This is a genomic window from Streptococcus sp. SM3 (assembly GCF_027497875.1).
Genome location: NZ_JAJNSA010000004.1, coordinates 16781 through 29073 on the forward strand (window position 1 = coordinate 16781; position 12293 = coordinate 29073).

General features: G+C 42.3%; 6 protein-coding genes. All 6 read right to left on the reverse strand.

Translation table 11 applies throughout. The features are described from left to right. Positions 1-67: 67 nt before the first annotated feature. The 6 genes from PAN06_RS01370 to miaA all read right to left on the reverse strand — a co-directional run bounded on the left by PAN06_RS01370 (position 68) and on the right by miaA (position 12234). Positions 68-7537 carry a G5 domain-containing protein gene (locus tag PAN06_RS01370; protein WP_269795375.1) on the reverse strand — a complete coding sequence of 2490 codons (7470 nt, stop codon included), beginning with the start codon at positions 7535-7537 and terminating at the stop codon, positions 68-70. A 245-nt stretch (positions 7538-7782) separates the two neighbouring features. Beyond that, the gene (locus tag PAN06_RS01375) at positions 7783-8538 is read right to left on the reverse strand and encodes an SDR family oxidoreductase (protein WP_269795376.1); all 756 of its coding nucleotides are present in this window, start codon (positions 8536-8538) and stop codon (positions 7783-7785) included. 20 nt (positions 8539-8558) lie between these two features. Continuing rightward, a complete protein-coding gene (rnz, locus tag PAN06_RS01380) occupies positions 8559-9488 on the reverse strand; it encodes a ribonuclease Z (RefSeq protein WP_084862498.1) in 930 nt (309 codons plus the stop codon). A gap of 14 nt (positions 9489-9502) precedes the next feature. After that, on the reverse strand, positions 9503-10126 hold the full coding sequence (locus PAN06_RS01385; protein ID WP_269795377.1) for a cystathionine beta-lyase: 624 nt from the start codon (positions 10124-10126) through the stop codon (positions 9503-9505). After that, positions 10119-11357 (reverse strand): GTPase HflX, encoded by a 1239-nt coding sequence (hflX, locus tag PAN06_RS01390; RefSeq protein WP_269795378.1) that lies wholly within the window; start codon positions 11355-11357, stop codon positions 10119-10121. Before hflX ends, PAN06_RS01385 begins: the two co-directional genes overlap by 8 nt. Beyond that, positions 11350-12234 carry a tRNA (adenosine(37)-N6)-dimethylallyltransferase MiaA gene (miaA, locus tag PAN06_RS01395; RefSeq protein WP_269795379.1) on the reverse strand — a complete coding sequence of 295 codons (885 nt, stop codon included), beginning with the start codon at positions 12232-12234 and terminating at the stop codon, positions 11350-11352. Before miaA ends, hflX begins: the two co-directional genes overlap by 8 nt. Between the last annotated feature and the right edge of the window lie 59 nt (positions 12235-12293).

Genomic DNA, 12293 nt, shown 5'->3' on the forward strand with positions numbered 1-12293 from the left:
GATTTATCTTCTATCTAAGACAAGAGCTTCTCGCTAGTCTTTAATGATAAAGAAGGTATCAAAATTTCTAATCTTCTTTTTTACCTTTAGTGGCTACTAATCCTGCACTCAAACCGAGAAGAGCTAAGCCTGCTGCTACTGCTGCTTGGCTTGCTGCACTTCCTGTATTTGGTAACTGCGCTTTGTTAATTTGACTAGATTCACTTGAAGCGATTGGTTTTTTAGCTTCTTGAGCTACTGGTTTGGTTGTTTCGCCAGCTGTACCGACTTCTATGATGCGATCTTGAGCCATAACTTTATCATAGCTATCCTTTTCAGTTCGCTTACCATTTTCAACCTCAATCAAGTGAACACGGACACCTTGTCTTCCTTCTTGGAGGACTCGGGTTTCACCTGCAGGAAGTTTATCGTTCTTTTGTTCCTGAACCTTGAAATCGATTGTTTCTTCTTCAATTACAAGTTCAGGTCTGTTAAGCACAAGATTCTTCACTTCGTCCTCTGGTAGAGAAGTGCCTGGGTTAGTTCCAACTTCTAGGATACGATCTTGAGCAACAACTTTATCATAAGTTTCTTTAAGTTGGCGTTTACCATTTTCCACTTCAATCAAGTGAACACGGACGCCTTGTTTTCCTTCTTGGAGGACACGGGTTTCACCTAGATACAACTTATCAGACTTACGCTCCTGAACCTTGAAGTCGATGACTTCTTCTTCGACTACAAGTTCTGGTCTGTTGAGCACAAGATTTTTCACTTCGTCTTCTGGAAGAGAGGTGCCTGGGTTGGTTCCAACTTCCACGATACGATCTTGTGCAGCAACTTTATCGTAAGTTTCTTTAAGCTGACGTTTTCCATTTTCTACTTCAATCAAGCGAACACGGACTCCTTGTTTTCCTTCTTGGAGGACACGGGTTTCACCTAGATACAACTTATCAGACTTACGCTCCTGAACCTTGAAGTCAATGGTTTCTTCTTCGACTACAAGCTCTGGGCGATTCCGAACAAGATTTTTCACTTCGTCTTCTGGAAGAGAGGTTCCTGGTTTGGTTCCAACCAAGACAATGCGGTCTGTTGGTGCCTCTACCACTTCATGGAGTTTTTCTTCCTTACTTCCATCAGGATTAATGCTTGTAAAGATACGTTCCTTACCAACTTTTCCTTCTTGTTCTAAACGAGCTTCACCTAGATACAGCGTAGAATCCTTTTTCTCAACTGTCTTGTAGGCCAAATCTTTTTCAACAAATTCGAGTTTTGGAAGTTCTTCTTGTACAGCAGCAACTGTTTTCTCAGAAACTGGTTTTTCCTTGATCAACTGGATACGGTATTCCTTAACTTGTTTTCCACTTTCTGAAACGAGGCGAACAAGTACTGGAAGGCTGTCTTCTCCACTATCTACAACTGTTGAAGCTACTTGATTGGTTTCTTCAACTGAGACTTTTGGACGTTGACCTTTATAGGTGATTTGATAATCTTGACGATTTTCAGCGAAATCAGCAAGTTCTTTTCCATCTACAAGAATCTTCGATTGAGTGCTTTCTTGAGGCAATTCGCTTGGTGCAAGGAAGGTCATCTCAATCATCGCAACACCGCTCTTATCTGCTTTACGCTCCATACGCCATCTCATGGCTTTGGCTTTAACATCTTTAAATGTTACGTTTATTTCATCACCAGCTTCAATGTCTTTATCCGCACGATAAGGAACAGCTTCCCAATTTTCTGGGTTGTTGAATGGATGTCCTGATTCGTAGGCTTGGTAGTTTGAATAGTAGGTCGGCACTTCAAAGTCTGGGCCAATATAACGTTCCAAAACAAGTTTAGATGGTGCATCTGTACCACTATCTGCAAAGAAGTGAAGTTTGGCTTGCGCAACAGTCCGCTCTACAATCTTACCATTTTCACGGAAGATCACACCTGCTGATACTTCTGGATTAGAAGATGGCGTTTTAGACCAGTTTGTCCAACGACGATTTTCAGAGTGATCTCTATCATTGATATAGTCTACACGGTCATGAGAACTGTCGTCAATATCATTAGTTGCTGAAGCAAAGGCCTGGTTACTGTTTTCATCATAGTTAGGGTTATCTGAAAGAGCCTCACCAAGTTTGTCTGTCACTCGTACAGTGAACTCAGCAGTAAGATTGCTACCAAGGACACGACCTCGAACAGTAAATTGACCTGCTTTTGTCAGATTTTCTGCTGGAACTTCTTCCCATTCAACTGTCATGTCTTTTGCTTCGTAACCGTCTTTACCTGTGAAGTAAACTGGAACCTTAGTCGGCAATTCAAGTGGTTGACCTAGTTGCAACAAGCGAGCTTGTTTAACTGCAGCAACTGGTTTACGAGAAAGTAAGTCTTTATCCTTAGTGAAGTGCAGACGGTATTCTCCTAAGATGTCGCCATTTTCAGCTTTCGCGATGACACGAACTGGCTCACCTTCACGAACACTTGGAACAACAGTCGCTAGACCATTGTTGCTAACACTTGCTGTGACTGCGGGAACTTTTCCATCTACAGACTCAAGGTAGTAGTCTGTCAAATCAGGGTTGAAGTTTGCTAAGTCTTTGCCGTCAACTTGGATTCTTGTTTGTCCTTGTTTGGCTGCCGCAACTTGTTTCGCAAAGATTTGTACTTCTGTGATAGATGTTCCACGCTTGTTATCTGCTTTAACCATGCGAATACGAACAGCATAGGTTTCAACTTTATCAAAGCTAAAGTGGTTCATTTCTCCAGCCTTGAGTTGTTCTGGAGCTTTTAGATTAGTCACTTGTTTCCAATTAGCTGGATCGTTAAATACATGGTCTTCATTGGCTACAAAGCTAGGGTTTTTAGGAGCTGTTGGAACAGTCTTACCAACATAATACTCAATCACATAAGACTTCGGTGCACCGACTCCATGGTCTTCGTGGAATCCGACACTTAGATTATCAACGGAGCGTTTGCTCAAGATACCTGAATCTCCAAACAGAACACCTACTGAAGCTTCTGGATTACTACGATTCCAGTTTGTCCAACGATTGGCTGGTCGGTCATTAAAGGAAATCAATTTATCGTTGACATTTGAAACAGGGTCGGTTGGATTTGAATCTGAAGCAAAGGCAAGTGGCAATTCTGAACCGGTCCATTGGTCAGAAATGTTTGCACCTTGCTCAGTTTGAGCAGATACGCGAACATGAAGTTTAGTTGTTAATTGAGTACCTTCTAAGCGACCATTAACTGTAAAGACACCTTCCCTAGCGTATTGCTCTGGACGAATCGCATCCCATGCAACCTTAGCTGATGAAACGTGACCATTTGAATCATATGTACGAACGCTTTCTGGTAATTGTGGTGCTTCTGCGATTGGAGTTGTCACACTAACTTCTTCAACTGAAACGATGCCTTCTACAGATACTTTAGCACGCGCTTCCAGGTCAATTCCTTCAACTTTACCTAACACTTCAAAGCTTTGATAGTGGTCTAGTTTTTCTTTCGGAATAGCTTGCCAAGTGACTTTGTGAGCTTTAGGGAAACCTTTGTCATACTCAACCGTTACTGTTGACGGAAGAGTAGGTTCTTGGTGTAAATCTGTCACTACATTTACAGGACGGATGGATTGCGCAATCTTCTTCTCAGTATTGGCTTGTATAGTGAGATTGATTTGACCTGTAGCACCCTCATATTCAGCTTTCAGAGTGAGTGCTCCTGGTTTATGCAACTCAAGCATTCCTTTTCGGACTGCAACTTCCCCTTCACCACTTGTAGAGAAGCTCACCTTATCAGCTGGTAATACAGCTTGCGTTCCATCTTGATAATGAGCTCGAACCGACAAGTTGACTGTTTGGTCTTCTTTGAGACCGTCAGCTTGCTCAACTTGTAAGCTCAAGTGGTCAATTTTCGGTGCTTCTTCAAGGAATTGAATCGCATAGGTTTGAAGAGGGCCACCATCTTTAGGCTGAACAAAGATGCTCGCACGCATGCCGTTTGCTGCGCTTGCTTGAAGAACTGTAACATCAGCATTTTCAGCACTTGCTGTGACTTCTGGCAATTGGGCACCATAAGCAAGAGTGCGGTATTGCATTGGTTGTTGACTAGTAAGCCCTGTTACTGCCTCACCACCAACAGTAACAGTTGGCACTACAGGTGCTGCAGCTTTTCCTTCTTCTACCACAAGGGTTGCATGAATAGTTTCTCCAGCTAACTGACCAGTCATTTGAATACGTGATCCAGCTACTGAAAGTTTGGCTTTATCTGCTTCCGCAATCTCCCAGCTATCTACTTCGTACTCTTGTACACTTCCATCGGTTACAAGTATTGACACATATTTATCTACAGTGTTCAAATCTGCTCCTGGAGCAACACGTTTAACTGTTGGTAATTCTTTCGCAATTGCTAGAACCTCGACACGAGCATCTACCTCACGTCCATTTGCTGTACCTTTAGCAGTCACAACTCCTGCTTGACTAACATCGACTTGAGACCAAGTTACTGGAAGTTTTTCACGACTACCATCGCTATATACAAAACCTACTGTTTTCGGCATTTTTGGTTCTTTACCGATTAATGTACGAACTCTTGCTACTTCTGTCCCCAAAACAGTCTTCTCTTGTCCTTCTTTTTTACCAGTAAAGACAGTTACTTGACTAGATTTCAAGAGATCTGAATGGGCTGTCAGTGTGAATTTACCTGCTTGTTCAGTTGATTTGACAATGGCAACACCTTTACCATTAAATGCTTTACGAATCCAAGAACCATCTGCTTGCGCCTTATAGCGTTCACGGCTGGCTTGTTCCCCGTTATCGACACCGACAAGTTGTCCTTGTCCGTGTAATTGGAAGCGAACCAGATTATTAGCAGTTGGTACTACATTCCCTTGGCTGTCAACGATTTCGTAGTAGATGTATGTCAAGTCTTTTCCATCTGCTGCTATTGCATGGTCTTCTTTGATAAGACGAACAGCCGCTGGCTTACCAGCAGTCGTAATCTTATCTCGAGCAATTTCCTTGCCAGATTCATCACGAGCAATTGCTTCCAAGGTACCTGGTTGATAAGCAACTTTCCATTCAAGATAAAGTTCATTAGCATTAGCACCTTCTTGGTAAGTTCGTCCATCGCTAGTTTGTTTTTTGTTGAATTTCTTCTCTCCTAGAGACTGGCCATTCAAGAACAATTCTACACTTGCAGCATTAGAATAAGCACGTACAGGGATTTTATTTTCCGCGTCTGCTACATTGTCTATCAACTCTTTGTTTTCCCAGTTCCAGTGAGGAAGAAGGTGAACCATTGGTTTTTTCTTGGCAGAAACCCATTGACTTTGGTAAAGATAAAAGTCGTTTTTTGGAATACCTGCAGTATCTACGATACCAAAATAAGAGCTTTTAACCGGCGTGTTGTTTTGGTTGTGCCATGGAGTTGGTTCACCGATATAGTCCGTACCTGTCCAAATGAATTGACCAGCATAGCCAGCATTGTCACGGTCAAATGTCCATGAAGCAGTTGCCGTTTTACCCCAACCAACACGGTCATTTCCATAATCTGACTGTTCATAGTTACGCCATGACTGATTACTTTGTACCCACTCACGCTCTGGGTGGAAGTAACTTCCTCTTGTACGCGTTGCTGAAGATGTTTCTGACCCATAAATCAACCAGTTTGGATGCTTAGCTCTAAGGGCTTTGTAATTATCTTCAGAGTAGTTGAATCCAACAGCATCGAGTTCATCAGCAATTTTTTCATGCCCACCGCTACCATTACCGAAACGGAACTTATCTGCTCCCATGGTAACATAACGTGTATTATCAACAGATTTAATCACTTTCACCAAGCGTTTGACAGTTGCTAGTGAATGGGGATCCCCATTTGCTTCACCGATTTCATTTCCGATTGACCACATAAAAACAGCAGGATTATTTTTGTCTCTCTCTACCATAGTACGTAGATCGTAGTCGGACCATTTTTCACCTTTTTTAGCCTCAGGATGGGTAGCATCTTTTTCAAAGAAACGTCCATAGTCATAAGGTTTCTTTCCGCCATACCAAGTATCAAAGGCCTCTTCTTGAACAAGTAAGCCAAGTTCAGCTGCAATCTGTAAAGTCTGAGGACTTGCTGGGTTGTGAGTCGTACGAATCGAATTCACTCCCATTTCCTTCATCTGTTTCAGTCTACGGTACTCAGCCTTGTAGTTTTCTTCTGCTCCAAGCGCTCCGTGGTCATGGTGCAAGGAAACTCCATGGAATTTAATGCGTTCACCATTCAAAGAGAAGCCCTCATTTGGAGTCCAGTTATAATATCGGTAACCAAACAGATCTTTCTTAGCATCAACTAATTGACCGTCCCGGTAAACACGTGTAACTAATTCATACAAGGCCGGTTTGTCATTTAAAACGGTCCAGAGTTTTGGTCTTTCAACTTCTAAAATCGCATCAAGACTAGTTACTTCATGTGCTTTCAAGGTACGGCTCTCTGTACGTACTAGACCTGTCACAGCCTGACCACCACGTTCAACGATTTGATATTCTGCTACAAGTTGATGGTCTTTGTCGTCCGTATTGACAATTTTGCTGGTCACATGAGTTTCAACCTTGCCGTGTTGTTGTTGTTCTAGTTTTGGCGTTAAGATGGTTGTCCCATTTTTCTCAACATGAACTTTATCTGTCACTTGTAAAGTCACATCACGGTAGATACCACTTCCTGAATACCAACGGCTGCTTGGCTGTTTGTTGACTGCATGAACAGCAATTACATTCTCACGTCCATCTTTGTTCAAATAGTTAGTGATATCATATGAAAATTGGTTATAACCATTTGGATAATGACCCACTAACTGACCATTGACATAAACTTGAGAATCCATGTAGACGCCATCAAAAGTAAGGCGAACATTTTTCTTGAGGTCTTTTTCATCTAGTTTGAAAGTCTTGCGATACCAAGCTTCCCCACCGTTAAGCTGTCCACCTTCATTTTGTGCAGGAGATTCATGATCGAAATCATTAAAGATACTCCAGTCATGCGGTAAATCTAATTTTTTCCACGTAGATACATCTGCATCCGGTTTAATGGCTTCTTTAGAATTCGCATTGAGTTTAAAGTGCCAATTTTGGTTAAAATTCACTTTTCTGTCTTCAATCATTTGATTGACTTCTTCATTTGTCACAGCTTTAACATCTTCCTTGAGCGGTTTTTCTTGACTTGAAGCTTGTGATTCTATCTTTGGAGCTTTTTCTTCAGATTTTGAAGACGCTTTTTCCTCTTTTGGAGTTACTGCTTCATCTTCTTTCTTCTCAGATGAAATAGACTCATTGGCACTAGGTTTTTTTGGTGCTGTACTTTCAACTACATTTTTAGTTTCCAAAGCTTGATCAACCTTTTCTTCTACTATAGGATTTTCCTCTTTAGGTTTCTCAGCAGTACGAGTAATAGGTGTTTCATCCGCATTAACTACAGATTCTCCAGCTATATTTCCTGCGAATAGAACTGCACAAGTTCCAATCATTACTGAGCAAGCTCCTACAGCAAATTTACGAATGCTATAGACTCTTTTACGATTCCAATGGCTTTTTTCCATAAAATCCTCCTTTTTAGTAATCGCTTTCATTTTTATGTAAGCGCATAACTTTTAATAGTCTTTTACCCTTATTTTATTAAATAATATAGGAATTTTCAATACTTTAGCATATGAAATAATATTTTTGATAGTTTTTTCTAAAATTTGTAGAAGAATTAAAAAACTGAATGTAGTTTTAAAAGAAAAAACACTTATTAACCTTTAAATTAAAAGAAGTAAAAAAGTCCCTTTAAAAGGAACTTCTTCTATTTATAATTAAAAGTTTCCCCTGCCAGCTTATCAGCTAGCTTTGGAAAAAGAGTATAAAACTTATGGGCTAGGTTCAACAAAACTGGGAGATTGAGTTCTCGTTTGTTTTTTCCTATAATCTTGACAATCTTTTTAGCCACTGCATCTGACTCTAGCAGGAAGCGTTCAACCGACTTGAGATAGGTACCATCTGGGTCGGCTTGGTCGAAAAATCCTGTTCGGATTGGTCCTGGATTGACTGTTGTCACATAGACTCCATATGGCATAAGTTCGAGGCGTAACGCATTTGAAAAACCAATGGCCGCAAACTTGGTCGCTGAGTAGAGACTAGACTTGCCAGTAGCGATCAAACCTGCCATGCTAACAATATTGATGATATGGCCTTTTCGACTTTCCTTCATTCGAGCCGCAAGGCGACGAGACAGATTCATTAGGGCAAAGGTATTGACATCGAACATCTGATGAATATCTTGGTCAGAAATCTGGTCAAATTCCTCAAAAATTCCGTAACCAGCATTGTTTATCAAGACATCAATCTTGCCATAACGGAGATAGAGGTCTGCTACCAGAGTTTCTAAGGCTGAATCATCGGTAATATCGATTTCAATCAATTCTGCACGGGGATGGTTTCCGTAGAGTTGGACTAATTTTTCCTTATTTCTACCAAGCAAGATGAGTTGGTCATTTTGCAAGAGTTTGACCATTTCTTGGGCTAGGCCACCGCTAGCTCCGGTAATGAGAATAGTAGGCATACTTATCCTTTCTCAATCTTTTAGATTTCCACTTCTTCCAAATCTTTGACCACATGGACATTTTCAAAGACACTAGCAGCATCTTTCTTGAGCTTGCTGATATCTTTTGAGAGGAAACGGGCACTGATATGGTTGAGCAAGAGGCGTTTGGCACCTGCTTCTACTGCCACCTGCGCTGCCTGCATGTTAGTAGAGTGGCCGTGGTTACGAGCAATTTTTTCATCGCCCTTGCCATAAGTGGACTCATGAACTAGGACGTCGGCATTGACAGCCAGACGCACACTAGCATTGGTTTTGCGGGTGTCACCCAGAATGGTGATAATCTTACCTGGACGTGGCGCTGAGATATAGTCAGCTGCCTTGATTTCAGTTCCGTCTTCCAAAACAACATCCTGACCGTTTTTGATTTTTCCAAAAAGTGGGCCAAATGGGACACCAGCTGCCTTGAGTTTTTCAGCATCCAAGGTACCTTCTAGGTCCTTTTGCATGACACGATAACCAACACAGAAAATAGTGTGGTCCAGCTCCTCTGCATACACAGTGAATTTATCGGTCTCAAGGATTTTCCCAAGGGAATCTTGGTCAAACTCATGAAAATGAATACGGTAAGGCAGGCGCGAACCTGACACACGAAGGCTGGTTAAGACAAATGACTTGATTCCTTGAGGTCCATAGATCTCCAAATCTGTCTGCTCTTCATTGGCCTGAAAGGCACGACTAGAAAGGAAACCTGGCAAGCCAAAGATGTGGTCTCCGTGCAAGTGAGTGATAAAGATTTTGCTGACCTTACGCGGTCGAATTGTGGTTTCCAGAATGCGATTTTGCGTACCTTCTCCACAGTCAAAGAGCCAGACTTCGTTAATCTCGTCCAATAATTTCAGAGCGAGACTGGAGACATTGCGGGCTTTAGAGGGCTGACCAGCCCCCGTTCCTAAAAATTGAATATCCATTCGATACTTTCTAATTAATCAATATATAACATGGCTGTGCGGTTTTCCGATCGGAAATAGCGCTTGCCAGAAAAAGCAGTAGCTTCTTGTAATAGCTCCTCTTGGCTGTAACCTTTAAGACGCTTGCGACCATCAGCCAAGCTTTCCAAATCAGTCAAAGCTGTGAGACTCTCCATGCTAACAACTTCCTCATCTCCAACAGCCTTCATGTAAATCTTACCAGACTCTTCAAAGACCAGCTGATGGGGGAAAATTTGCGCAATTTCAAAGAGCAAATCTTCTGAAATAACCTCTTCATTTTCAGAGAAAATCCGACCAAGACCCTCACTCTCATAACAAAAACCAAAGGATTTGCCAGACAGATTAAGCCGAATAAAAGGCTTGTTTTCTAGAGTGAAACTTGGCTCAGTATTGTAAAGATTCAGTTCCTGACTGAGTTCCGCAAAATAATCCGTCGCAGCCTCAGGACTTTTTTTCTGGTAGAGTTCTGCAAAGTAAGCATTGACCACGCTGGGCGGAGGTGTGATCAGTGCCAACTGCTCTTGCTCTGTTTTACCAGCTAGAAGTTGATCCAGATAGACCTTGTCCAGACTTGTATAGCCCCCATATTTTAGAGCCAACGCTTTAATATCAGTCATAAAATTCCTCTAACCTCCATTTGTTTTTCTCAGAAATGTAGCCTGTAATGACTTCGCCGTCTTCCTGATAATCACGTTCTTCCAGAATCGCAACACTTTCTAAATCATGAATCTTGTAGGACTTTGAAAAAGGCACTCGCAGGGTAAAGGATTCAAAAATATCCTTGATTTTCTCTAAAAATAGTGCCTGCAAATTCTCACGACTATCCTCAGCCTTAGCTGAAATAAGAGCATAAGGGGTTTGGGTAGGCGTGAAATCCTCCAACAAATCTGCTTTATTATAAAGGGTAAGGCGAGGAATATCTTCCATATCCAAGTCTTTCATGATAGACAAGACTGTTTTTTCATGCTCTTCGTGGTAAGGATTGCTGGCATCGATAACATGAACCAGAAGGTCCACATGCTTGCTTTCTTCCAAGGTCGACTTAAAACTGGACACCAACTCTGTCGGCAAATCTTGGATAAAGCCAACTGTATCTGTCAAAGTTACTTGGAGATTGCCCCCCAGATGGATACTCTTAGTCGTCGCATCTAGAGTCGCAAATAGCTCGTCAGCCTCATACTGGATCTTACTGGTCAAGGTGTTCATGATAGTTGACTTCCCAGCATTGGTGTAACCAATCAAACCAATCTTAAAGGCACTCGACTCCAAACGTTTTTCTCTGACAGTCACCCGATTTTTCTCAACCACCTTGAGCTGGCGCTCGATATCTGTGATTTGATTACGAACACTACGACGGTTCAGTTCCAGCTGGCTTTCACCTGGACCACGGGAACCAATTCCCCCTGCCTGACGGCTGAGCATAATCCCCTGACCAACCAAGCGAGGTAAGAGGTACTTGAGCTGGGCAAGATGAACTTGAAGTTTGCCTTCATGGCTTCGAGCTCGCATGGCAAAGATATCCAAAATCAACTGCATACGGTCAATGACCTTAACACCGAGAACTTCTTCTAGATTAACATTTTGCCGTGGGGTCAGGCGGTTGTTGACAATGACAGTGGTGATTTCTTCTGCATCCACCATCAGCGCAATTTCTTCCAACTTACCAGAACCGACAAAGGTCTTGGAGTCATACTTTTCCCGTTTTTGCCTGTAGCTATCTACAACGACTGCCCCAGCTGTCTTAGCCAGACTGGCCAATTCTTCCATAGAGAGGTCAAAATTATCCATTCCCTGCAATTCCACACCAATGAGCAGGACTCGTTCCTCTTTTTTCTCCGTTTCAATCATCTAAAAACTCCTCTATCTGGCATAAAATGCGGTCTTGCACACCAGCTTCTCCAATCTGATAAAAGGTGACCTGCATGCGATTACGGAACCAGGTCAACTGACGCTTGGCAAAACGACGAGTCGCCTGTTTGAGACTCTCACTAGCATCCTCCAAGGTCTGCTCTCCACGGAAATAAGGAAAGAGTTCCTTGTAACCAATCCCTTTAGCAGCCTGCACATCTGGATAATGGTCAAACAACCACTTGGCTTCGTCTAGAAGTCCAGCTTCAAACATCAGGTCCACTCGGTGATTGATACGTTCATATAATTGACTGCGCTCATCATCCAAGCAGATAATCAGCGGTTCATATAGACTCTCTTGATTTTCCAAATCCTGACCAAAATGGGCAATTTCCAAGGCACGCATTGCACGACGACGATTAAACTGAGGAATTTCAAGGCCTACTTGCTCCACAATATGAGCTAATTCCTCATCTGTATAAGGCTCCAAGCTAGCCCGATAGGCCAAAATTTCCTCATGGGGAGTCTCCCCACCTAGGTGGTAGCCTTCAAGCAAGCTCTGGATATAAAGCCCAGTCCCACCAGCAATAATAGCTAGCTTGCCCCGACTGTGAATATCCTCAATAGCCATCTTAGCTTCTGAAACAAAATCAAAAGCCGAGTAAGACTCGGTTACCTCTCTAACATCGATTAAATGATGAGGAACAGCTGCCTGCTCTTCTGGACTAGCCTTGGCCGTCCCTATATCTAGACCTCTATAGACTTGCTGACTATCACCGCTAACAACTTCGCCATTAAAACGCTTGGCTACTTCAATGGCTAGAGCCGTCTTTCCAACTGCAGTCGGTCCAACAATCACAATTATTTTTGTTTTCATCTTTTTTCCTTGAAAAATTCCCATTTTTTCGTTACTATTATTATAACACAAAAAGGTCA

Excerpts from the sequence above, each read along its gene's own strand:
- PAN06_RS01370 (WP_269795375.1), bottom strand. The coding sequence starts at position 7,537 with ATGGAAAAAAGCCATTGGAATCGTAAAAGAGTCTATAGCATTCGTAAA.
- PAN06_RS01375 (WP_269795376.1), bottom strand. The coding sequence starts at position 8,538 with ATGCCTACTATTCTCATTACCGGAGCTAGCGGTGGCCTAGCCCAAGAA.
- rnz (WP_084862498.1), bottom strand. The coding sequence starts at position 9,488 with ATGGATATTCAATTTTTAGGAACGGGGGCTGGTCAGCCCTCTAAAGCC.
- PAN06_RS01385 (WP_269795377.1), bottom strand. The coding sequence starts at position 10,126 with ATGACTGATATTAAAGCGTTGGCTCTAAAATATGGGGGCTATACAAGT.
- hflX (WP_269795378.1), bottom strand. The coding sequence starts at position 11,357 with ATGATTGAAACGGAGAAAAAAGAGGAACGAGTCCTGCTCATTGGTGTG.
- miaA (WP_269795379.1), bottom strand. The coding sequence starts at position 12,234 with ATGAAAACAAAAATAATTGTGATTGTTGGACCGACTGCAGTTGGAAAG.